This is a genomic window from Streptomyces piniterrae (assembly GCF_005048155.1).
Classification (GTDB): Bacteria; Actinomycetota; Actinomycetes; order Streptomycetales; family Streptomycetaceae; genus Streptomyces; species Streptomyces piniterrae.
Window position 1 is genome coordinate 259,348 of the sequence record NZ_SUMB01000009.1, and the last position, 21,714, is coordinate 281,061.

The 21,714-nt window shown below is 73.5% G+C and carries 19 protein-coding genes and 1 pseudogene; 10 read left to right on the top strand and 10 right to left on the bottom strand.

Features of this window, described 5'->3' with window-relative positions; all coding sequences use genetic code 11:
* Window positions 1-50: 50 nt before the first annotated feature.
* Together FCH28_RS25350 and FCH28_RS25355 are read right to left on the bottom strand one after the other, a co-directional pair.
* Window positions 51-692: a response regulator gene (locus tag FCH28_RS25350; protein WP_136742451.1), complete on the bottom strand. Its 642-nt coding sequence runs from the start codon at window positions 690-692 to the stop codon at window positions 51-53.
* Window positions 689-1,933, bottom strand: coding sequence for a sensor histidine kinase (locus FCH28_RS25355; RefSeq protein WP_136742561.1), 1,245 nt, complete (start codon window positions 1,931-1,933; stop codon window positions 689-691). The genes FCH28_RS25350 and FCH28_RS25355 overlap by 4 nt, the downstream gene beginning before the upstream one ends.
* A 290-nt stretch (window positions 1,934-2,223) precedes the next feature.
* Between FCH28_RS25355 and FCH28_RS25360 the strand changes: the two genes are divergently transcribed.
* Both FCH28_RS25360 and FCH28_RS25365 read left to right on the top strand, forming a co-directional pair.
* Window positions 2,224-3,303, top strand: coding sequence for an ABC transporter permease (locus tag FCH28_RS25360; RefSeq protein ID WP_136742562.1), 1,080 nt, complete (start codon window positions 2,224-2,226; stop codon window positions 3,301-3,303).
* Window positions 3,300-3,986: an ABC transporter ATP-binding protein gene (locus tag FCH28_RS25365; protein ID WP_136742452.1), complete on the top strand. Its 687-nt coding sequence runs from the start codon at window positions 3,300-3,302 to the stop codon at window positions 3,984-3,986. The genes FCH28_RS25360 and FCH28_RS25365 overlap by 4 nt, the downstream gene beginning before the upstream one ends.
* Window positions 3,987-4,055: 69 nt before the next feature.
* Here the strand turns inward: FCH28_RS25365 and FCH28_RS25370 are convergent, their stop codons facing one another.
* Window positions 4,056-4,523: an indole-3-glycerol phosphate synthase gene (locus FCH28_RS25370; protein WP_187363916.1), complete on the bottom strand. Its 468-nt coding sequence runs from the start codon at window positions 4,521-4,523 to the stop codon at window positions 4,056-4,058.
* Window positions 4,524-4,679: 156 nt separating this feature from the next.
* Complete coding sequence (locus FCH28_RS25375; protein WP_136742454.1) at window positions 4,680-5,501, bottom strand: pyrimidine reductase family protein; 822 nt, start codon at window positions 5,499-5,501, stop codon at window positions 4,680-4,682.
* Between the two features lie 67 nt (window positions 5,502-5,568).
* Between FCH28_RS25375 and zapE the strand changes: the two genes are divergently transcribed.
* A complete protein-coding gene (gene zapE, locus FCH28_RS25380; protein WP_187363917.1) occupies window positions 5,569-6,684 on the top strand; it encodes a cell division protein ZapE in 1,116 nt (371 codons plus the stop codon).
* A 145-nt stretch (window positions 6,685-6,829) separates the two neighbouring features.
* A complete protein-coding gene (locus FCH28_RS25385; RefSeq protein WP_136742455.1) occupies window positions 6,830-8,197 on the top strand; it encodes an alkaline phosphatase PhoX in 1,368 nt (455 codons plus the stop codon).
* 19 nt (window positions 8,198-8,216) lie between these two features.
* On the opposite strand, the gene FCH28_RS25390 is transcribed toward FCH28_RS25385, so the two are convergent.
* The 4 genes from FCH28_RS25390 to FCH28_RS25405 all read right to left on the bottom strand — a co-directional run bounded on the left by FCH28_RS25390 (window position 8,217) and on the right by FCH28_RS25405 (window position 10,918).
* The gene (locus FCH28_RS25390) at window positions 8,217-8,465 is read right to left on the bottom strand and encodes a hypothetical protein (protein WP_136742456.1); all 249 of its coding nucleotides are present in this window, start codon (window positions 8,463-8,465) and stop codon (window positions 8,217-8,219) included.
* Between the two features lie 63 nt (window positions 8,466-8,528).
* Window positions 8,529-9,197: an ABC transporter gene (locus FCH28_RS38570; RefSeq protein ID WP_136742457.1), complete on the bottom strand. Its 669-nt coding sequence runs from the start codon at window positions 9,195-9,197 to the stop codon at window positions 8,529-8,531.
* Window positions 9,194-10,153, bottom strand: a complete 960-nt coding sequence (locus FCH28_RS38575; protein ID WP_136742458.1) for an ATP-binding cassette domain-containing protein — start codon at window positions 10,151-10,153, stop codon at window positions 9,194-9,196. The genes FCH28_RS38570 and FCH28_RS38575 overlap by 4 nt, the downstream gene beginning before the upstream one ends.
* Window positions 10,154-10,240: 87 nt before the next feature.
* Window positions 10,241-10,918, bottom strand: a complete 678-nt coding sequence (locus FCH28_RS25405) for an AIM24 family protein (protein ID WP_136742459.1) — start codon at window positions 10,916-10,918, stop codon at window positions 10,241-10,243.
* A 153-nt stretch (window positions 10,919-11,071) separates the two neighbouring features.
* Here FCH28_RS25405 and FCH28_RS25410 point away from each other — a divergent pair, with 153 nt between their 5' ends.
* From FCH28_RS25410 to FCH28_RS25425, 4 genes and pseudogenes are all read left to right on the top strand, one after another.
* Window positions 11,072-11,833, top strand: a complete 762-nt coding sequence (locus tag FCH28_RS25410) for a peptidyl-tRNA hydrolase (RefSeq protein ID WP_425471992.1) — start codon at window positions 11,072-11,074, stop codon at window positions 11,831-11,833.
* A gap of 140 nt (window positions 11,834-11,973) precedes the next feature.
* Window positions 11,974-13,318, top strand: a pseudogene (locus FCH28_RS25415) (MbnB/TglH/ChrH family RiPP precursor modification enzyme).
* Between the two features lie 5 nt (window positions 13,319-13,323).
* The gene (locus FCH28_RS25420) at window positions 13,324-14,304 is read left to right on the top strand and encodes a TIGR04222 domain-containing membrane protein (RefSeq protein WP_136742461.1); all 981 of its coding nucleotides are present in this window, start codon (window positions 13,324-13,326) and stop codon (window positions 14,302-14,304) included.
* 390 nt (window positions 14,305-14,694) lie between these two features.
* A complete protein-coding gene (locus FCH28_RS25425) occupies window positions 14,695-16,434 on the top strand; it encodes an alpha/beta hydrolase (protein WP_246103177.1) in 1,740 nt (579 codons plus the stop codon).
* Window positions 16,435-16,581: 147 nt separating this feature from the next.
* Here the strand turns inward: FCH28_RS25425 and hemQ are convergent, their stop codons facing one another.
* Both hemQ and hemG read right to left on the bottom strand, forming a co-directional pair.
* Entirely contained in the window at window positions 16,582-17,316 is a 735-nt protein-coding gene (gene hemQ / locus FCH28_RS25430; RefSeq protein ID WP_136742462.1) for a hydrogen peroxide-dependent heme synthase, read from the bottom strand.
* Between the two features lie 11 nt (window positions 17,317-17,327).
* Window positions 17,328-18,797 (bottom strand): protoporphyrinogen oxidase, encoded by a 1,470-nt coding sequence (gene hemG / locus FCH28_RS25435; protein WP_136742463.1) that lies wholly within the window; start codon window positions 18,795-18,797, stop codon window positions 17,328-17,330.
* A gap of 250 nt (window positions 18,798-19,047) precedes the next feature.
* On the opposite strand from hemG, the gene FCH28_RS25440 reads away from it, so the two are divergent.
* The gene (locus FCH28_RS25440) at window positions 19,048-20,331 is read left to right on the top strand and encodes a DUF4349 domain-containing protein (protein ID WP_246103179.1); all 1,284 of its coding nucleotides are present in this window, start codon (window positions 19,048-19,050) and stop codon (window positions 20,329-20,331) included.
* Between the two features lie 171 nt (window positions 20,332-20,502).
* A complete protein-coding gene (locus tag FCH28_RS25445) occupies window positions 20,503-21,699 on the top strand; it encodes a thiolase family protein (RefSeq protein WP_136742464.1) in 1,197 nt (398 codons plus the stop codon).
* Window positions 21,700-21,714 lie beyond the last annotated feature (15 nt).

A 21,714-nucleotide genomic window follows, 5' to 3' on the forward strand; every position in this document is an offset into this window, starting at 1 on the left:
CCGTTGATGATTCTCGCACCCGGCACTGACAGCCTGCGCCGAGACGCCGCTCAGCGGCGGATCAGCCCCTGTCCGGTGGCGGCGGCGACCGCGGAGGTTCGGGAGTCGACACCCAGCTTGGAGTAAATATGGACGAGGTGGGACTTTACGGTTGCCTGGCTGAGGAAGAGCCGCTTGCTGATCTGGGCGTTGGACAGACCGTCGGCGACCAGCTGGAGGACTTCGGTCTCGCGGCGGGAGAGCGCGGTCGCGGGGGCGCGCATCCGGTCCATGAGGCGCAGCGCGATGGCGGGCGCGAGCGCGGACTTTCCGGCCGCCGCGGTCCGGACCGCGGCGGCGAGCTCCTCGGGCGGGGCGTCCTTGAGGAGGTAGCCGGTGGCGCCGGCCTCGATGGCGGCGAGGATGTCGGCGTCGGTGTCGTACGTGGTCAGGACCAGGACACGCGGGGCGCCCTCACGGGCGGTGATTGAGGCGGTGGCCTGGGAGCCCAGCATCCGGCCGCCGAATTGAAGGTCCATCAGGACCACGTCGACGTCGAGCTGCGCGGCGAGGGCGACGGCCTGTTCGGCGGTGGGGACGTCGGCGACGATCTCGAAGTCCGGTTCGGTCTCCAGGACGGCGCGCAGCCCGGCGCGTACGACGGGGTGATCGTCGGCGAGCAGCAGCCGGATGGGGGACTCCGGGACGGTCACGGGGCGGCCTCCGGGGTGGCGGCGGGGCACGGCAGGGTGACGGCGACGGCGGTGCCCTCGCCGGGGGCGGATTCGACGACGAGGGTGCCCTGGAGGGCGCGGGCCCGGGCGCGCATCGCGGCCAGGCCGAAGCCGGTGCCGGGGACGGCCGCCGAGCCGGGTCCTGTGGCCTCGGCCGGGAGGAAGCCGGCGCCGTCGTCGACGACGTCCAGGGCGACCTCGGTGTCCATGTAGCTGAGGGTCAGTTCGACGCGGTCGGCGGCGGCGTGCTGGACGGTGTTGGCGAGCGCGGACTGGGCGATGCGCAGCAGGGCGACCTCGTGCGGGGTGGGCAGTTCGGTGGGGGCGCCGGAGACCTGGCAGTGCACGGCGAGGCCCGAGGAGCGGGCGGTGGTGGCGCAGAGCCGTTCCAGGGCGGCGGGCAGCGAGCCGGCTTCCAGGTCGGGCGGGGTGAGCGCGCGGACGAAGCGGCGGGCCTCGGCGAGGTTGTCGACGGCGGCCGTGCGGGCGTGCCGGACGTGGCCCAGGGCCGTCTCCGGCCGCTCCGGTATGGCCCGTTCGGCGGCCCGCAGCAGCAGCTGGATGCTGGAGAGGCCCTGCGCGAGGGTGTCGTGGATCTCGCGGGCCAGCCGCTCGCGCTCGGCGAGGACACCGGCGGCGTGTTCCGCGGCGGCCAGGTCGCTGCGGGCCGCGGTCAGCTCCTCGATGAGGCGGCGGCGCTGTTCGCTCTCCCGGTAGAGCGCCTGGTAGCCGAGGACGACGGCGACCGCGACGCCCGCGCCCAGGAAGGGGCCGATGACCGTGCCGACGGTGAGGGTGTGGGTGTGCCAGCCGAATCCGGCGATGGCGACGACCGTGGTGGCGGCGACGGCGGGCAGCGCCCCACGGGTCGGCAGCAGATGCAGCTGGACGAAGAAGAGCGGGAAGGCCAGCCAGATGCCGTCGGGGGTGAGGGCGAGCAGCACCATCCAGACGAGGGCCACGGCCGCGAGCCAGAGGGCGGCGGCGGAGGTGGAGGTGCGCAGGCGGGGCATCGAGGGGCCGGCGGCGTAGAGGGCGAAGAGCGCGGCGGCGGTGGTGAGGACGGCGGGCGCGTCCGGGGCGTGGCCGGCGACCGCCCGTACGGCGGCGAGCGTGAGCAGGGCGGCCACCATCAGATGGAGGCACATGCGCAGCACCCGCAGGACGGGGGTGAGGGAGTGATCGTTCACGGCTTCTTCGGTCACGGCGTCATCGGCCATTGCTGGTTCGGGCACTGCTCGTTCCGGTACTGCTCGTCGAGGCAGTTCCGGAACCGCCCGTCGAGGCACTGCTCGCCCGGACAGCGGTGGTCGCTGTTCTCCGGCCCGGATTCCCCAGGTTAAGCGCCCGCCCCCGCCCCGGCATCAATCAAAAGGTGGAAGCCGGGCTGCATCTTTCGACAGCGATCAACCACTCCTGGGCGCGATGCGCGGGGCCCCGGCGGCAGGCGACGGTGGATCCAGCTGCCGGGCAGTGGGCCCGGCGCACGGAGCCGAGGATGGCCGCGCCTGTGTTCGTCGCCTGGAGAGACCTGAGATTCGCCAAGGGCAGGTTCGCCCTGATGGGGACCGTCATCGTGCTGATCACGGTGCTGGTGGGTCTGCTGTCGGGGCTGACCGCCGGCCTGGGCCGGGAGAACACCTCCGCGATCACCTCGCTGCCCGCCGACCACCTGGTGTTCTCGGCCCCCGCCGAGGGCGGCGCCGTCGCGTTCACCGATTCGCGGCTGCCGGAAGGGACCGTGCGGGACTGGGCGCGGGTGCCGGGCGTACGGCGGGCCGAGCCGCTGGGGATCGCCACGACGAAGGCGGCGGCGGGCGCCCGTACGGCGGCGCTGTCCGTGTTCGGTGTGCGCTCCGGGTCGCCCCTGGCGCCGGGCGCCGGGCCGGTCGGGGACGGCACGGCGGTGCTGTCCGCGAAGGCCGCCGCGTCCCTCGGCGTAGGGGCCGGCGACACGCTCGCGCTGGGCGGCCGTGAAGTGCGGGTCGCGGCGGTCTCGGGCACGGCGATGTACAGCCATACGCCGGTGGTCTGGACGTCGCTGGGCGACTGGCGGAAGCTGGCCGGCGGGCCCGGCGGCTCCGGGGGCGCGACGGTGCTCGCCCTGTCCACCACCGCCGCGGCCGATCTGGCCGCCGCCGACAAGCGGCTGGGCACCCGCACGGTCACCACGGACGACGCCCTCAAGGCCATCGGCTCGTACACCGCCGAGAACGGTTCGCTCCAGCTGATGCGCGGCTTTCTGTTCGCCATCTCCGCGCTGGTCATCGGCGCCTTCTTCACCGTGTGGACGATTCAGCGCGGCGGCGATGTCGCGGTCCTGAAGGCGCTGGGCGCCTCCACCGGCTCGCTGCTGCGGGACGCGCTCGGCCAGGCGGTCGTCCTGCTGGTGATCGGTACGGGCCTCGGCACCGCCGTCGCGGCCGGGGTGGGCGCCGGGGTGAGCGGCACCGTGCCGTTCGTACTGGACCCGTCCACCGTGCTGGTGCCCGCTCTGATCATGATCGCGCTGGGTGCCGTCGGCGCCGCGCTGTCCATCCGCCGCATCACGTCCGTCGACCCGCTGACCGCCCTGGGGAGCGCCCGATGAGCCTCGAACTGACCGATGTCACCCTCACCTATCCCGATGGCGGCGCCCGGCTGACCGCGCTGGACGCGGTCTCGCTGACCGTGCCGGCGGGCTGCGTCACCGCGGTGGTCGGCCCGTCCGGATCCGGCAAGTCCAGCCTGCTGGCGGTGGCCGCGACGCTGATCGCCCCGGACGGCGGGCGGGTGGTGGTCGACGGTACGGACACCGCAGGGATGAGCCGCGCCGAGCTGACCCGGCTGCGCCGCACCACGATCGGCACCGTCTTCCAGCAGCCGAACCTGCTGCCGTCCCTGACGGCCGCCGAGCAGCTCCAGGTCATGGCGCACCTGGACGGCCGCTCGCCCCGTAAGGCCAGGGCGCGGGCGCTGGAGCTGCTGGCGGCGGTCGGTCTGGACGGTCTGGCCGGCCGCCGGCCGCACCAGCTGTCCGGCGGGCAGCGGCAGCGGATCAATATCGCGCGGGCGCTGATGAACGATCCGGCCGTCCTGCTGGTGGACGAGCCGACCAGCGCGCTGGACCACGAGCGGGGCGCGGCGGTGCTGGATCTGCTGACCACGCTCACGCACCAGCGCGCCACCGCGACGGTGCTGGTCACGCACGACCGCTCGCATCTGGACGCGGTGGACGAGGCCGCCGAGATGCGGGACGGGCGGCTGCGTCCGCGGATGGTCGCGAGCCTGTGAGGCGTGCGTACGCCGTCCGGGTGGGCGGCCGTCCCGTCGGGTGGGCGCCCCGTCCGCCGGGCGGCCAGCTCAGCTCCCGCCGGCGTCCTGCGGCCGGTCGTCGGCCGCGTGCGAGAAGAGTTTGAGGACCGGCACGCCGACCTTGTGGCGGGCGCGGGAGGCCCAGTCGCGGTGGAAGAACTCCTCGACGAAGTGCGGGGTGGTCAGCACGATCACCTCGTCGGCCTTCGTCTGCTCGACGACGGACTTCAGCAGGTCGATCGGGTGCTCCTCGACGACCTGCCCGATGGCCTCGGCGCCCTTGGCGCGCAGCGCGGCGAGGGTCTGGGAGAGGGCGCGGTCGGCGAGCGGTCCCGAGGGTTCCGCGCCCTCGCGCACGGCGTCGTCGAACTCGCCGAGCGCGACGTCGTCGATCGCCCGCAGCAGGATGTCCTGCTTGCCGCGCGGCTGCATGAGGACGACGAAGGAGGTCGGGTCGTCGCCGTGCAGCGTGCTCACGAACTCCACGTCGGCGGGCGTCAGGGGCTTCTCGATCATCAATACGCTCGTGAACACGACGGGCGCCCTTCTCCTCTTCCGGGCGTCACGTGGCGCGGCGCCCACAGAAACCATCCTGCCCCGTCGCCACTCGGGGCCTGTTGGCCTTAAGTGTGCCCAACGGAAGCTAAGCGGAACGGGTAATTCCGTTGATATTCAGGACCGACGGTAGCGGGTGAACAGAAACCCGGCCTCCTCCAGCACGGAGACCAGGGCGAAGCGCTCGGGAACCGCAACGGCGGGACCGTTCATGACCCGCGGCGCGTCACCGACAGCAACGACCGGAGCCAGCGACAGACACATCTCGTCCAGCGCCCCGGCCGCCGCGAACTGCCCCAGCAGCTTCGGGCCGCCCTCGGTGAGCAGCCGGGTGTGCCCCCGTTCCGCCAGCGTCGGCGCCACCCGCTCCGGATCGACGCCGAGGCCCTCGCCCGCGAACAGCACCTCGACACCCGCCGCGCGGGCCTCGCGCACCCGGTCGGCGGGGGCGCCCGCGCCGGTCAGCACCAGGGTGGGGACCAGCGGCGCGGCGAACAGCGGCAGGCTGAAATCCAGCCCCAGGCCGGCCGTCACCACCACGATGGCGGGGGCCGGACCCTGCCCCGCCGCGGCCCGCCGGGCGGCGAACGCCTCGCGGGCGCGAGCCGGCCGGTACCCCTCCTGGCGGACCGTTTCCGCCCCGACCACCACCGCGTCCGCGAGACCCCGCAGCACACCGAAGATCCGCATGTCCGCGTCGCTGGAGAGCGGCTGCGAGCGGCCCTCGTGATGGGCCGCGCCGTCCATGGAGGAGACCATGTTCGCGCGCAGCCACCCGGTGCGCCCCGCCCGCACCGGATCGTCCGCCTCCGGATATCCGTACGCGTCGGCCAGCTCCTCCAGCGTCCACTCGCGGTCCACGGAGTCGGGGACCGCTACCGGGCTCGCGGTGTCAGGGGCGGGCAGGGACGGGGCGGAATGGGGGAACAGGCGTCGCATGGCGGCAGTGTGACATGGCTCGCTCGCCTGACCACTCGGTGTCGCACAGCGACTAGGCTGGACGGCTGTGTCACCTTCCCAGTCCTCGTCCCCGCCGCCCGCCCCCATAGCCGGAGAGCCGGCCGGCGGGAGCGACGCGACCCCCGCCGCGCTCACCGCACGCGCCCCGCACGTCCCGGCCGAGCACATGGTCGCCGAGATGGTGCCGCCGCCGCGCTTCCAGGGCGCCCGCTTCGAGACCTACCTCCCGGACCCGAACCAGGCCAGCCAGGCCACCGCCGTCGAGGTCCTGAGCGGCTTCGCCGCGAGCATCGACGGCGGGACGGAGACGGGCAAACGACGCTGGTTCGGCAAGTCCCCCAAGAAGGCCGCACCCAAGGGTCCGCGCGGTGTCTACCTGGACGGCGGCTACGGCGTCGGCAAGACCCACCTCCTGGCCTCCCTGTGGCACGCCACCCCCGCCCCGGCCGAGCGCAAGGCCTTCGGCACCTTCGTCGAGCTGACCAACCTGGTCGGCGCCCTCGGCTTCCAGCAGACCGTGCGCACCCTCGGCGACCACCGTCTGCTGTGCATCGACGAGTTCGAACTGGACGACCCCGGCGACACGGTCCTGGTCTCCACCCTGCTCGGCAAGCTGGTGGACGCCGGGGTGGCGCTCGCCGCCACCTCCAACACGCTGCCCGGCAAACTCGGCGAGGGCCGGTTCGCCGCCGCCGACTTCCTGCGCGAGATCCAGGGACTGAGCGCCCACTTCCGCCCGCTGCGCATCGACGGCGAGGACTACCGCCACCGCGGCCTGCCCGAGGCGCCCGCCCCGTACGACGACGAGACCGTCACCCGTACCGCGTACCGCACTCCGGGCGCCTCCCTCGACGACTTCCCCACCCTCCTGGAGCATCTGTCCAAGGTGCACCCCAGCCGGTACGGGGCGATGTGCGACGGCATCCAGGCCGTCTGCCTCACCGACGTCCAGGCGGTGCCCGACCAGTCCACCGCACTGCGCCTGGTGGTCCTCGCGGACCGGCTCTACGACCGCGAGGTGCCGGTGCTGACCTCGGGCAAGCCCTTCGACGAGCTGTTCAGCGAGGAGATGCTGCGCGGCGGCTACCGCAAGAAGTACTTCCGCGCCATCTCCCGTCTGACGGCGCTGGCACGCGACGCGGGGCCGCTGGTGGCCCACTAGGGCCTGTCGGGTGGGTCGTCGGCCCTGCCGAAACGGCGCTCCGGCGACACATCGAGAACGGCGCTTCGCGGACGGTTCCCGGCGGCCCGGGTGCGTGATACACACATGCGGGTCACGTCACCTGTCCGCCAACAGGGAGTTGCCCATGTCTGCGACACGACGTCAGATCCTGGCCAGAACCGGTGTGTTGGGCGCGGGAATCGCCTTCGCCGGCAGCCTCTCGGAGATCTTCGCGGGGACCGCCACCGCCCAGAGCATGGGACAGGGCGGCTACGGACCACTGGTTCCGGACCCCGACGGCCTGCTCGACCTCCCCGAGGGCTTCCGCTACAAGGTCCTCTCCCGGGAGGGCGACCCGCTGCCGTCCGGCGAGGGCAAGGTTCCCAGCAACTGCGACGGCATGTCGGCCTTCCCCGGCCGGGGCGGCCGCCGCCACCTCGTCCGCAACCATGAGAACCGTACGGCGTCCCGCTCCCCCGTCCCCCGGGTCCGCGATCTGACGTACGACCCCGGAGGCGAGGGCGGCTGTACCGCCCTGGAGCTCGACGCGGACGACAACGTCCGCTCCGAACGCGTCGCCATCGCCGGCACATCCACCAACTGCGCGGGTGGCCACACCCCTTGGAACACCTGGCTGACCTGCGAGGAAACCGAGTTCCGGGCAGGCGAGGAGAACTACACCAAGGACCACGGCTTCATCTTCGAGGTCGATCCGTACGACCCGCGCCGCACCGGCGCCGTCCCGCTGACCGCGATGGGCCGCTTCCAGCACGAGGCGATCGCCGTGGATCCCGGCACCGGCACCGTCTACGAGACCGAGGACGCCTTCCAGAAGCCGTTCGGGCTCTTCTACCGCTTTCTGCCGGCGAAGCCGCTGGGCGGCCGCGGCTCACTGCGCGCCGGCGGCCGCCTCCAGGCGCTGCGCGTCCCCGGCGTGCCCGACCTGTCCACCGTGCAGCAGCCGGGCGCCACCTTCGACCACGTCACCTGGGTCGACGTCCCCGACCCGCTGGCCCGCCGGACCCCCATCCGCTTCCAGGACTTCGGCCCCGAGGGCATCACCCACGCCCAGAAGCTGGAGGGCTGCTACTGGGGCGGCTCCTGCGTCTACTTCATCTCCAGCTTCGCGCACAGCAAGGACGGCTCGGCCGCCGACCACTACGGGCAGGTGTGGAAGTACGACCCGAAGCGGCGCCGCCTCACCCAGGTCGTCGTCTTCGGCCCGGACAGCGACCTCCAACTCCCCGGCGAGTCCCCCGACAACATCTGCCTCGCACCCAACGGCGGCCTGATGGTCTGCGAGGACGGCGAGGGCGCCCAGCATGTCTACGGCCTCACCCGGCGCGGCGAGGTCTACGCCATGGCACGCGGCCGGCAGAACATCGGCACCCCGGAGGAGCCGGAGTGGGGCGAGTTCGCCGGTGTGACCTTCTCACCCGACCACGGCACGATGTACGTCAACTGCTACACGCCGGGGACCACGTTCGCGGTGACCGGCCCCTGGCGCCACTGACCCGGCCGGCGGACGGGGCCTAGCCGGAACAGGCCGAGCGCTGGGCTTCCTGCCATTCGCACACCGGGCAGAGGACGATGCCGGGCCGCGCGACGGGGTACTCGGTGGGCTCGCCGCACTGGACACAGTCCGCGTACGGCGGGCCCGCCGCGGCCCCGTGAGCTGCGGCCTCCGACGAGCCTGCGTCGATGTCGACGTCGGCATCGGTGTAGCAGCCGCCCTGCGCGGGGCCGGCGCCGCGGGGTGTGGGCTCGTCGGTGTCGGACATGAGGCAGAGCCTACGCCGAGGGGTCACCCGGGCGGTCCCGGCAGCCGCCCGCGCCCGCCCGGGTCATGTACGGCGGGAGCTCAGGGCGCAGGCGACCGCGGTGGCGGCGGCCGCTATCGGCAGGGTGGCGGCGAGCGGCAGCCAGGGGGTGCTGATGGTGCCGCTCGCAGAGCCGGTCACCAGCCCCGATACGGCGGCGTTGGCGGGCGAGGCGCTCACCACGCTCAGCACCAGCGCGGCGAGCAGCCCGGCCGGTATCGCGGCGCCGGGGCTGCGCAGGACCGGCCAGTTGCACAGCGCGCCTATCGCCGTCCCCAGCAGTACGCAGGCCAGTGCGGTGAGCAGCCCCGCACCGGTCGCGGCGGGGACCGGGACGGGGACACGGCCGACGGAGGAGTGCGGGTCGGCGGACAGCGCGACGAACGCCGTGCCCAGGAGCGCGAGGAGCGAGGCCGCGCCCGTCGCGGTGAGCACGCAGGCGAGATGGACGCGGCCGGGGCCGGTGGCGGCAGCGGCGCAACTGCGGGCGGCCGGCGGCTCGTTGGTGACACAGATCCGGGTCAGCCACACCGCGACGGGCAGCAGTCCGGCGGCGGCGAAGCCGAACGAATCGAGGATCGGGCCGCCGGTCTGGACGCCGACGGCCAGATACGCCGCGTAGAGGATGACCGGCGGCAGCCAGCGGTGCGAGCCGATCAGCAGGGCCGCCTGATAGCGGAGGAGAGCGGTCACGGGAGCGGAGCCTCGTCGGAGTGGGGGTGGACGTGAGCGGGCGCGTTGGGCGTGGGGGCGGGAGTTATGCGCTGGTCATCGGGGGTGGCAGGGCTCGGGGCTGCCGCGACCGAGCGGATGTGCCAGGGCGGTCGGGCGGTGAGCAGGGCCCGCAGCAGCGCGTCCGAGTGGACGGCCGGGACGGTGAGCCGGGTCGTGCCGTCCGGGCCGGCCGTGATGTCGGGGGCGCCGGGCAGCTCCTGGCCGCCGCGCTCCCGTAGCCGATCGGGGGCGCTGCCCGGCGCCCCCTCGGCCTCGATGATCACTCGCGGGCCGGCCGCGACCGCGGCGCCGGAGACCGCCCCGCCGGCCTCTGCGAGCAGGCGCCCGTCGGCGACCCGATAGCGCGCGTCGGCCGCGCCCTCCAGGCGGCGCGGGTCGTGGTCGACGAAGACCACGGTGCCGCCGTCCGCGATCCGCTCGGCGACCGCGCGGTCCAGGACGTCGCGCGCACCGGGGTCCAGGCCGGTCCAGGCCTCGTCGAGGACGAGGAGTTCGGGCCGGGCGAGCAGCGCCTGGGCGACCGCGACCTTCTGGCTGGTGCCTTTGGAGAGGTTGGCCAGCGGCGTACGCGCATGCCCGGCCGCCCCGAAGCGTTCGAGCCACTCGCCTGCGCGGCGGGCCGCGTCGGGGCCGCGCAGGCCGTGGACGCGCCCGAGGTGGGTGAGGTAGCCGAGGGCCGTGAAGGGGAGCGCGCCCGGGAAGCGTTCGGGGACGTACGCGGTGCGCGGGCGCCCGGTGATGCGGCCGGCGCTGGGCCGGTCGATCCCGGCGAACAGCCGCAACAGGGTGGATTTCCCGCTGCCGTTGGTGCCCTCGACGCGCAACAGCGCACGCGCGGGCACTTCAAGATGCACATCGCGCAGCACCCAGGGCCCGCTCACCCCGTAGCGCCGCCCCACCCCGTCCAGCCTCATGCGTTGCCGCACCTCCCCCGGCTCCCCCAGCCCTTCTCACCTTCTCAACGTCTCGCCGGCGGATCAGTTCCCGGGCGCCGGCGCGGATCAGTTCCCGGCCGCCTTCTCGGGGCGCAGCTCACTCGGCCTTACGATGACGAAACCCTCGCCGTCCAGGCGGAGTTGGACGGCCTCACCGGAGCCGCCGCGGAGCATCGAGCCGAGGCTCTGCGAACGCTGCAGCGAGGTCTGCAGGGAGCTGCTCCAGCCCACCACCGCGTCGGTGTCGACGAACACCGGGGCCTGCGGTGCGACGGGTATGACGATGGGGTTGCCCTCGCACATCACGCCCAGCTTGCCGTGGCCGGTGAAGACGGAGTTGAAGAGCCCGCCGCCGACCATTCCGGCGCCCTTGACGACCTTGATCTCGTAGGCGAGGGAGGGGTCGAAGCACAGCACGTTGCGGCCGTTGACGGTGATGCCGTCGCCCTGGGCGAGGTCGATGATGAAGCAGTTGGCGGCCTCATGGGCGAACCACACCTCGCCCCGGCCCCGTACGGCCATCAGCGCCAGCCCCTCGCCCGTGACGGCGCGCTTGAGGAACTTGCCGACTCCCTGTCCCTGCTTCTCGAACTGCAGGTCGCCGCGGTAGGCGATCATCGCGCCCTGGCGGGCGTAACACTCGCCGTCCAGGGCGTACTTGAGCGATTTTGCGTTCTGCTGCGTCATGCCGGGCGCGGTCGCCGGCTTGGCCATGTTCTCGGAGGCGAAGAGGTCACTGTTCATGGGCCTGGATGCTAGGCCGTGACGGGGAACGGGCGGCCGTGGATGCGGCGTACGGCAACGGACCGCTCGGGCGGATCCGCGGCCGGCGGCCGGCGAACGGCAGCCGGCGGCCGGCGGGGCGGCTTGTCAGTGGCGGCTGGCAGACTTGGCCGCGTGACCAGCACCGAGACCACCGACCCCAGCAGCACCGGCGACCCCGACGGGGCGGCGGGGAGCAGCGGCCCGTTCCGCCATGAGGAGACCGACCGGGACGCGGCCCCGCAGTTCGTGCTGCCGCTCGTCGCGCGGATCGAGAAGGCGGCGCCGCCGGCGCGTACGGACGCGTTGGAGACGGCGGCGCGGGCGGTGCTCGTGCTGCTGTCGGACGAGCGGGCGGTGGGCGACGGCGAGTGGGCCGAGGCGGTGCGGGACTGGCAGGACGCCCGGATCCGGAAGGTCGTGCGGCGGGCGCGCGGCGCGGAGTGGCGGCGCGCGGCGGCGCTGCCGGGGATCACGGTGCGCGGTGCGAGCGCGGAGGTGCGGGTCTTCCCGCCGGTGCCGCTGGACGGCTGGCCGAAGGATCTGGCGCGGCTCCAGGTGTCGGGGACGGAGTTGGATGATCCGCTGCGGCCGGCCGAGCCCGGCACCGATCAGCCGGTGCTGTGGCTCAATCCCGAGCTGGAGATGTCGGCCGGCAAGGAGATGGCGCAGGTGGGGCACGGTGCGCAGCTCGCGTGGTGGGAGCTGGGCACGGAGCAGCGGGCGGCATGGCGGGCGGCGGGCTTCCCGCTGGCCGTGCGGTCAGCGGAGCGGGAGTCCTGGGCGGCGCTGACCCGTAGTGGGCTGCCGGTGGTGCGGGATGCGGGGTTCACGGAGATCGAGGCGGGATCGTGCACGGTGGTCGCCGATCATCCCGCGTTGCGGGGACAGCTCTAGGGGGCGGCTCTCACGGGGGCGGTCTCTGAAGGGGGGTGAGGCGCGGGAAGCTCAAATCAAGCTCTGAACCCCGCATGCGCAGGGTTCGGCCGGTCTCAACTGGCCATGAGTACCGACACCACAGAGCGAGAGGGGGAAGCATGAAGCGCCTTGGTACGGGGATCGGCTGGCGGCCGGAGATCGCCGCGGAGATCGCCGGGCTGCCCGGTGTGGACTGGGTGGAGGTGGTGGCCGAGAACCTCTGTCCCGGCCATCTGCCGGCGGCCCTGCAGGAGCTGCGCGAGCGCGGCACGACCGTCGTCCCGCACGGTGTCTCGCTCGGCCTCGGCGGCGCGGACCGGCCGGACGCCGGGCGGCTGACCGCCCTCGCCGAGCGCGCCGAGACCCTCGGCGCGCCCCTGGTCACCGAGCACATCGCGTTCGTCCGCGCCGGCGGACCGCTCACCGCCTCACCGCTCAGGGAGGCCGGACATCTGCTCCCGGTGCCGCGCACCCGCGACGCCCTGGACGTGCTGTGCGAGAACGTACGGATCGCCCAGGACGCGCTGCCGGTGCCGCTGGCACTGGAGAACATCGCGGCGCTCATCAACTGGCCGGGCGAGGAGATGACCGAGGGGCAGTTTCTGTACGAGCTGGTCGAGCGGACCGGTGTCCGGCTGCTCATCGACGTCGCCAACCTCCACACGAACCACGTCAACCGGGGCGAGGACCCGGCCGTCGCCCTGGACGAGCTGCCGGTCGAGGCCATCGCGTACGTCCATGTCGCGGGCGGCGTGGAGCGGGACGGGGTGTGGCACGACAGCCACGCCCACCCGGTGACCCAGCCGGTGCTGGATGTGCTCGCCGAGCTCTGCGCGCGCACCACGCCGCCCGGCGTGCTGCTGGAGCGGGACGAGGACTTCCCCGAGGCCGGGGAGCTGGCCGGGGAACTCGACGCGATACGCGCCGTACTGAAGGAGGCCCGTCATGTCCAGGCGGCTTGAGCCCGTGACGGAGCGGTCCGGGGGCGGCAGGGACGCCCTGCCCGACGGGGCCGTGGGCGGCGTGGACGCTCCGGCGGGCTCCACCGAGGCGGCGCGGCAGCGTCTCGCGCTCGCGCAGACCGCGCTGCTGTCCGCGCTGGTCGCGGGGACGCCCGCACCGGAGGGCTTCGACGGCGCCCGGCTGCGGGTGCAGAGCCGGGCGCTGACCGCCAAGCGGGCGTCCGTCGTCGCCAAGGTCGCTCCCGAACTGCCCGAGATCCTCGGCGCGGACTACCGGGCCGCGTTCCTCGGCTATGCCGGCCACCGGCCCATGGGCGGCGGCTACCGGCAGGACGCCCTGGACTTCGCGGCGTATCTGCTGGCCCAGGGCCGCCCCGAGGACGCGGAGGCGCGGCGGGAGTTGACGCGGTGGTGGCGCGATCGCGCCGGGCCCAGGCCGCCGTCGGCGAGCCCCGTCTCACGTCTCGCGGACGCCGTCCGGCGCGCGCTGCACCGGGGGTGACGGCCATGTCCTTCGTACTCGCCGCGAATCTGGGGATCTGCGCCTCGTCGCTGGTACTGGTCACCGGCACGGTCCGGGCCGTCCGGGCGGCAGGGCCGCCGTCCGGCCGTGCCGTCTACGCCCGGACCCACGACATGGGGGAGATCGCGTTTCTCGCCGGTGGCCCGGGGCGGGTGGCGGACGCCGCGCTCGCCGGCATGCACGCGGACGGCCGGCTGGCCGTAGGCGGCCCCGGCGTGGTGACGGTTCGCCAGGCGTTCGCCCAGGACGCGGTCGAGGCCGCGGTGCTGGACTCGGTGGCCCGGACACCCGGTGGGGCGCTGGCCGCGGTGCGCGGCCATACGATGCGCAGCCCGGCGGTCCAGGAGATCGGCGACCGGCTGGCGGCCCGCGGCCTGATGCGACGTCCCGGATTCGGTCAGGGATGGCGCCGGTGGGCCACCGCCCAGGTGACGGCCTGTGTGGTGGTGTTCCTCGTCGGCCTGCTGCTGACCTTCGCGGACGCCGACAGCGGCGATCTGGCGGAGGCGCCGACCGTCTTCAGGATCATGCCCGGCGTGTTGGCCGGCATCGTCGTCGGCGCGGTCTGCAAGTCGGTGTGCGGCCGCCGGGTCACCAAGGCCGGTCTCCGTGCGCTGGGAGCCGCCCGTGCCGCCCACCGTCCCGGAGCGGTGCAGTCCGTGGCATCCCTGGTGGCGCTCGGCGGGGCGGCGGTGATCGCCGACGAGGCGCTGCGGCAGCATCTTGCGGAGGCGCATCGCACGACGGCCTCGGCCTCGGCCTCCTCCGGCTCGTCCGGCTCCGACTCCGGTGGGATATCGCCGGGCGACGGGTCGGGCACGTCGTGGTGCGGCTCGTCGGACGGCGGCTCCGGGTGCGGCAGCTCTTCGTGCGGGGCCGCGTCGTCCTGCGGGGGCGGCGGATCGTCGTGCGGCGGGGGCGGTTCATCGTGCGGCGGCGGGGGCGGCTGCGGCGGCGGCAGCTGACGGCCGGCCGGGCGCGGCAGCTGACGCCGTTGCGCCGCGGCCGGGCGCGGCAGTCCATGCCACTGCGCCCCGCAGCGAAGCCATCGAGGTCCCCGTGTCCGCCAGTTGGGCGACCGCGGCGGGCGAGCGGATGGTGCGGCGCGTCGTCGGCCGCCAAGAGGGACGCGCCGGGGCCACACTGGTCGCACTCGCCTCACCCGGTCCCGGAGCGCTTTTCCGAACCCGCGCCGAGGGCCGCCCGCCACTCTTCCGGGGCATAGCTGCCGACACCGGTGCCAGGTGCTTTACATCGGCAACCACCGCCCCAACTATCCCTTTTGTATGCACACCGTGCGGCCTAGTGGAGTGAGCCTCTCGCCGTGCGCCACGCACCATACGAAGGGACGGCTCGTGAGAGCACTCGCGTTGTACGGCACCATCGGGTCGCTGGTTCTGACCGCGCTCGCCACCGCCCCGGCGGGCGGCGCCAGCGGCCCGTCCGCCGCACCCCCCGCCCCCGTTCCGCACCCCATCGCCTTCGGCAAATGCCCGGCCGTGGAGCATCTGCCGGCGCACGTCCAGTGCGGCACGGTCGCCGTGCCGCTCGATTACGCGCGGCCCGACGGCAAGAAAATCAACCTCACCGTCAGCCGGATCAAGGCCACCGCGCCCGGCGAACGGCAGGGCGCGCTGATCTTCAATCCCGGCGGCCCGGGCGCGACCAGCATGGATTTCCCGCTCTACGGCGCGCTCGCCAAGTGGCGCAGAACGGCCCGCGCCTATGACTTCGTCGGATACGCACCGCGCGGTGTCGGCCGCTCGGCACCGCTCTCCTGCCAGAACCCGGAGGAGTACGCCAAGACGCCGACCGACACCCAGCGGTACCCGAGCGAGGCATTCAAGCGGAAGAAGGTGGCACAGGCGAAGGCGTACGCCCGCGGGTGCGCCCGTAATGCGGGCGCCGACCTGCCCTTTTACAACTCGGTCAACAACGCCCGCGACCTGGACATGGTGCGGGCCGCGCTGGGCGAGAAGAAGCTGACGTTCATGGGCGCGTCCTACGGGACGTATTTCGGCGCCATCTACGCGACGCTCTTCCCCGGCCACGTCCGCCGCATGGTCTTCGACAGCATCGTCAACCCTGATCCCGGCCAGATCTGGTACGCCAACAACCTCGATCAGAACATCGCCTTCGAGCACCGTTGGGGCGACTGGCTCCACTGGGTCGCCAAGCACCACGCCCACTACCACCTCGGCAAGACCCGCAAGGCCGTGCAGCACTCGTACGACAGGGCGCTCAAGCGGGTCCGGCGCTCGCCCGTCAACGGCAAGATCGGCCCTGCGCAGCTCCAGGCGGCGTACCTCAAGACCGGCTACAACGACGCCTACTGGCCGATGCGCGCGGCGGCGCTCTCGTCCTATCTGCACGGCAACCCGCAGCCGCTGATCGACCAGGCGTCGCCCAAGGCGGGCGGCGCCAAGGAGGACGAGAACGGCAACGCCGTCTACACCGCGGTCGAGTGCAACGACGCACCCTGGCCGCGCGACTGGCGCACCTGGGACCGCGACAACACGAAGGTCGCCCGGGTGGCGCCGTTCGAGACATGGGACAACGCCTGGATGAATCTGCCCTGCGCGTTCTGGCCGGAACGGTCGGAGTTCGCCGCCGCCGGGCTCGATGACGCACTCGACCGGACCACCGGCCGGCTCGCCGGGGAGGGCACCCGCGCCGGGGACCCGGTGGCCGTCCCGGACGGGCTGGACAGGTTGGCCGACGCCACCGGCCATGCGGCCGCGACCGGGCTCGACGACGCGCTGCACGGCGGGCCCGCGCCCCTCGACATCCAGACGGCACCGGGCGCGCTGCCCCCGGTGCTGCTGCTGGCGGCCGAGCGGGACGCGGCGACGCCGTATCCGGGGGCGCTGAACCTCCAGCGGCGGCTGCACGGCAGTGCCTCGCTGGTCACCGAGAAGGGAGCCGGTACGCACGGCATCGCGCTCAGCGACAACGACTGCGTCAACAAGTACACGGAGGCGTACCTGCTGCACGGGAAGGTCCCGGGAGACCGGGTGTACTGCGCACCGCGCGCGGAACCCGTGCCGTCCGCGGCGAAGCGGAAGAAGTCAGGAAGTGAAGAAGTGAAGAAGTAGCGCCCGACGCGGCAAACCACTGCGGGCCGTCCCCAGGGGGGCGGCCCGCAGTACTCCGTGCACGGGGCTCGGTACGGCCCGGCGCCCGATACCGCATCACCCGGGGAGCAACCCCCGGACCCCGGCCGGACGCGGCGTCCGTCCCGGTTACGCCAGACCCGCGACCAGCTCCGCCACCGGCTTGCGGCGCCCCGTGTAGAACGGGATCTCCTCGCGGACGTGCTGCCGGGCCTCGGAGGCGCGCAGGTGACGCATCAGGTCGACGATGCGGTAGAGGTCGTTGGCCTCGAAGGCCAGGATCCACTCGTAGTCGCCCAGCGAGAACGACGGCACCGTGTTGGCGCGGACGTCCGGGAAGCCGCGGGCCATCTTGCCGTGGTCGGCGAGCATCCGTCGGCGGTCCTCGTCGGGGAGGAGGTACCAGTCGTAGGAGCGCACGAAGGGGTAGACGCTCACGTAGTCGCGCGGCTCCTCGTCGGCCAGGAAGGCCGGGATGTGCGACTTGTTGAACTCGGCGGGGCGGTGCAGCGCCATGTTCGACCACACCGGCTCCAGCGCACGGCCGAGACGGGTGCGACGGAAGAGGTTGTATGCCTCCTGGAGCGCGTCCGAGCTCTCCGAGTGCCACCAGATCATGAGGTCGGCGTCGGCGCGCAGACCGGACACGTCATAGGTGCCGCGGACGACGACGTCCTTGGCGGAGAGCTGAGCGAACAGCTCCTCGACCTCGTCTGCGTAGCCGCTGCGGTCCTCCGGGAGGACGTCACGCAGCTTGAACACCGACCAGAGGGTGTAGCGGATGACCTCGTTGAGGTCCTTCGCCTTCTTGCCGGCGTTCGGGGTCTTCTCGGGAGCGGTGGCGGGGGTGGAAGCGTCTGTCATGTCATCCATTCTCACTCGCCGCCCGAGGAGTCCGGCGCCAGGGTGGCCAGGATGTCGTCGGCGGCGCGGCGCGCGGAGCCGACGCAGGCCGGGATGCCGACACCGTCGTAGACCGCGCCGCACACCCGCAGCGCCGCCGGCAGCCCGGCGACCGCGGTGCGGATCCTGGCCACCCGCTCCAGATGGCCGACGGCGTACTGCGGCAGGCCGCCCTGCCAGCGGGTGACCGTGCTCGCGACGGGCCGGGCGTGCAGGCCGACCGCCTCGCCGAGGTCGGCGAGCGAGAGATCGACCAGTTCGGAGTCGTCGCGCTTGAGGTCGGCGTCGTCCTCGTACCGGCCGAGGGAGGTGCGCAGCACGAAGAGGTCCGGATCGGCGTTCCCGATCCAGCCCCACTTGTGGCTGGCGAACGTCGAGGCCTTGATCCGGCGCCCGTCGACGGGCGGTACGAGGAAGCCGCTGCCGGCGGGGACGCTGCCCAGGTCGGAGCGGCGGAAGGCCATGGTGACCAGCGCCATCGAGGCGTAGTCGACGGTGTCCAACTCGGTGGCGGCGGCCGGGCAGTCGTGGCGGAGCAGCTGGGCCGCCGCGTCGGCCGGGGCCGCCATGATCACCGCGGCCGCCTCGATCACCCGGTCCTCGACGCACACCTGCCAGCCGTCGGCGCCGGCCCGGCGCAGTTCCCGTACGGCGGCGTCGAGGCGGATCTCGCCGCCCGCGGCGCGCACGGCGTCGGCCACCGCTCCCGGCAGCGTCCCGATGCCGCCGTCGATGCCCATGAAGACGGGGCCGGTCGCGGTGGGCCCGGTCTGGTGGACCGTGGTGGCGGACCGCGCCAGGATGGCCCGTACGCCGTCCAGCAGCGAACGGTGCGACCGCGCGGCCTCGAAGAGCTGCGGGACCGCGGCACGCATCGAGATGCGGTACGCGTCACCCGCGTACACCCCGCCCAACAGGGGCTCCACGAGCCGGTCGACGACCTCGCGGCCGAGCCGGGCCGCGACATACTCGCCGACCGCGACATCCTCGCCGGTCTCGGTCCGCGCCAGCACCTCGTCCTCGGAGATCCGCGCCAGACCGGCAGGGGAGATCACTCCGGACGCGGCGAGCGGAGCGAGGTCCCCGGGGACGCCCATGACATGGCCCTTGGGCATCGGGCGGAGCGCGTCACGGGTCCACAGGGACGCGGCAGCGGTGGCGGGCGGCTGCAGCCGGTCGCCGAGTCCGACGGCGCGCGCGAGGTCGACCCCCTCCGGCCGCCTGGCCAGCATCGATTCGGCGCCGAGATCGACCGGTACGCCCGCGATCTCGCCCGCGCGCAGCTTGCCGCCCAGCCGGTCCGACGACTCCAGGACGGTGACCTGCGCGCCGCCTTCGAGCAGGCGGTGTGCCGCCGCCAGCCCCGAGATGCCCCCACCGATGACGACTACGTGCGGGATGGTGCCGGACGCCCGGCCCGTACTGGTATGCGCAGCGCTCATGCCCCCACTCTCTCAGAGGCCGGGATCCGTCGGATTCCGGGTTCTCCCGGATGCCGGGTTGTCCCCGAGGCCTGGTTCTCTCAGATCCCTGGTGTGGAATCCGCTGCCCGGTGGGGAGTCCTCGCGGAGTCCGGACCGTGACCGCATCGCGACCCGGAGGCGGCAACCGGCCGCTCCCGGGAGTCGTCGAACTGGCAACGACATCAGGCCACTTCGAGGGGGACGGGTCATGCGGGGAACAACGGGACGGATGCCGGGAGCACCAGCCGGACGCGCTGCGGCGGGACGTCGGGGTGCCGCGACCGCGGTGCTGCTCGCGGCGTCGCTGGCGGTCGCCGGATGCGGCGCGTCGGGCGACGAAGCCGCGACGAGCGAGGCGATCGCCGACAAGGGGGCGGCCGCGCCGCCTCGGGCGACGGGCGGCGGGTACGAGCGGGGCGGGCAGCGGGCCCCCGGCGACGGCCGAAACGGGGCGGCGGCCGAGGAGCACGCCCCGGGGCGGCCGAAGGCGGCCAAGGTCGCGCCCAGCCAGATCATCCGTACCGCGACGGTCACCGTGGAGACCAAGGATCTGCCGGAGGCGCTGGCCAAGGCGCGTACGGCGGTGGACGGCGCGGGCGGCTACACCGGCGACGAGACCACCGACCGGGACGCCGAGGGCCACGACCGGTCGAAGCTGGTGCTGCGGGTGCCGCCCAAGGAGTACGACGCGGTGCTCGGGCGGCTGTCCCGGCTCGGCAAGCTCGTCTCGCGGGAGGTCTCGGCGAAGGACGTGACCGAGCAGGTGGTGGACACCGAGAGCCGCATCAAGACCCAGCGGGCGAGCGTGACACGCGTCCGGGAGCTGATGGAGCGGGCCACGACGATCAGCGACATCGTCTCCCTGGAGTCCGAACTCAACACCCGCGAGGCGGACCTGGAGTCGCTGGAGGCCCAGCTGGCGTCGCTCAAGGAGCGGACGGGCATGGCCACCATCACGCTGCTGCTGCGGCAGCCGGGCGCCGCCCCGCAGCACGAGGACGATCCGACGTCCTTCGGGGACGCGCTCTCCGGCGGCTGGCACGCCTTCACCGAGGCGGTGCGGTGGCTGCTGGTGATCATCGGTGCGGTGCTGCCGTTCGCGGCGGCGGGGGCCCTCCTGCACGGGCTGTGGCGGCTGGTCCGCGACCGGCTGCCGGCGGGACGCCGTACCCGGCGGCGCGGGGTGAACGGCGGGGGCGTGTCGCAAGGGGCAGGCCCGGTGGATCCGGCGGGTGCGGTGGGCGCGCTGGGTGTGAAGGGCGCTGACGGCGCGGCGGGCGCGGCAAGCATGGCGGGCGCTGCCGGTATGGCGGCCGGCTCCGGCGGTGAGGACGGGACCGCATCCGGCGGACCGGCGGCCGCCGCGGACGCACCGGAAGCCTCGGCCGGACCGGAGGCCGCAACCGGACCGGAGACCTCGGCCGGACCCGGAACCGGCCCGGGAACGGAACCAGGCACGGAACCCGGAACCGGATCGGGATCCTTGCCCGGTTCCCGATCCGCCCGCCCGTAGGCGGGCCGGATCCGTCCGTGGCCGAGGACCCCGTTGACAGCGGGGAGCGGCGGGCAAAGACTCGGGGCGGGCGGCAGCGATCTTCCTGCCGCCCGCCGACCCCCGGCCCGGGACCGCAAGTAGAGCGAGTCCGTCGAGCGAGCACATCGAATACACCGAGGACACTGCCTGATGACCGAGCCACGCGTACGGGATGTCTACATCGTCGATGCCGTACGGACCCCCGTCGGCAAATACGGCGGCGCCCTGGCCGGAACCCGCCCCGACGACCTGGCCGCCCATGTGGTCAGGGCCCTGGTGGACCGCACCCCGGAGCTGGACCCGGCCCGGATCGACGACGTCTGCTTCGGCGATGCGAACGGCGCCGGCGAGGACAACCGGAATGTCGCCCGGATGGCCGTACTGCTCGCGGGGCTGCCGGTCACCGTCCCCGGCGTGACCGTCAACCGGCTGTGCGGCTCCGGTCTGGAGGCGGTCATCCAGGCCGCCCGCGCCATCGCGCACGGCGATGCGCATATCGCGGTGGCGGGCGGCGTGGAGTCGATGAGCCGTGCGCCGTACGTCCTGCGCAAGCCGGAGCGGGCCTTCCCGGCGGGCCATCAGGAGATGTTCTCCTCGACGCTGGGCTGGCGGATGGTCAATCCGCGGATGCGGCCCAAGTGGACGGTCGCGCTGGGCGAGGGCGCCGAGCTGATCGCCGAGCAGCACGGCATCACCCGCGAGCAGCAGGACGTGTTCGCGCTGGCCAGCCACCAGAAGGCGGCACGGGCGTGGCGGGAGGGCAGCTACGACGCGGAGGTGGTGCCGCTTCCGGATGTGAAGCTGGAGCGGGACGAGACGATCCGGGAGGCTTCGTCCCTGGAGTCTCTCTCGAAGCTGAAGCCGGTGTTCCGTACGGCCGGGGGCACGGTCACCGCGGGCAATTCCTCGCCGCTCAACGACGGCGCGGCGGCGCTGCTGCTGGTCGACGAGGAGGGGCTGCGGGCGACCGGGCGTGAACCGCTGGCCCGTATCCGTGCGAGCGCGGTGACCGGCGTCGAGCCGCAGCTGTTCGGGCTCGGCCCGGTGGAGGCGGTACGGCGGGCGCTGGACCGGTCCGGGCGCGGCTTCGGCGATGTCGCGACGTTCGAACTCAATGAGGCGTTCGCGGCCCAGGCGTTGGGCTGCATCGGCCAGTGGCCCGACCTGGACCCGTCCGTGGTGAACCCGCGCGGCGGCGCCATCGCCATCGGCCACCCCCTGGGCGCGTCCGGCGCCCGCCTCGCCGGGTCGGTGGCCCACCAGCTCGCCGCACTGGGCTCGGGCACGGGACTCGCGGCACTGTGCATCGGGGTGGGACAGGGCCTCGCCCTGGTTCTGGAACGCTAGCCCGGGAGGGCTGGC

Excerpts from the sequence above, each read along its gene's own strand:
- FCH28_RS25405 (WP_136742459.1), bottom strand. The coding sequence starts at position 10,918 with ATGAACAGTGACCTCTTCGCCTCCGAGAACATGGCCAAGCCGGCGACC.
- FCH28_RS25365 (WP_136742452.1), top strand. The coding sequence starts at position 3,300 with ATGAGCCTCGAACTGACCGATGTCACCCTCACCTATCCCGATGGCGGC.
- FCH28_RS25385 (WP_136742455.1), top strand. The coding sequence starts at position 6,830 with ATGTCTGCGACACGACGTCAGATCCTGGCCAGAACCGGTGTGTTGGGC.
- FCH28_RS25420 (WP_136742461.1), top strand. The coding sequence starts at position 13,324 with ATGTCCTTCGTACTCGCCGCGAATCTGGGGATCTGCGCCTCGTCGCTG.
- FCH28_RS25375 (WP_136742454.1), bottom strand. The coding sequence starts at position 5,501 with ATGCGACGCCTGTTCCCCCATTCCGCCCCGTCCCTGCCCGCCCCTGAC.
- FCH28_RS38575 (WP_136742458.1), bottom strand. The coding sequence starts at position 10,153 with ATGAGGCTGGACGGGGTGGGGCGGCGCTACGGGGTGAGCGGGCCCTGG.
- FCH28_RS25390 (WP_136742456.1), bottom strand. The coding sequence starts at position 8,465 with ATGTCCGACACCGACGAGCCCACACCCCGCGGCGCCGGCCCCGCGCAG.
- hemQ (WP_136742462.1), bottom strand. The coding sequence starts at position 17,316 with ATGACAGACGCTTCCACCCCCGCCACCGCTCCCGAGAAGACCCCGAAC.
- FCH28_RS25440 (WP_246103179.1), top strand. The coding sequence starts at position 19,048 with ATGCCGGGAGCACCAGCCGGACGCGCTGCGGCGGGACGTCGGGGTGCC.
- hemG (WP_136742463.1), bottom strand. The coding sequence starts at position 18,797 with ATGAGCGCTGCGCATACCAGTACGGGCCGGGCGTCCGGCACCATCCCG.
- FCH28_RS25370 (WP_187363916.1), bottom strand. The coding sequence starts at position 4,523 with ATGATCGAGAAGCCCCTGACGCCCGCCGACGTGGAGTTCGTGAGCACG.
- FCH28_RS25355 (WP_136742561.1), bottom strand. The coding sequence starts at position 1,933 with ATGGCCGATGACGCCGTGACCGAAGAAGCCGTGAACGATCACTCCCTC.
- FCH28_RS25445 (WP_136742464.1), top strand. The coding sequence starts at position 20,503 with ATGACCGAGCCACGCGTACGGGATGTCTACATCGTCGATGCCGTACGG.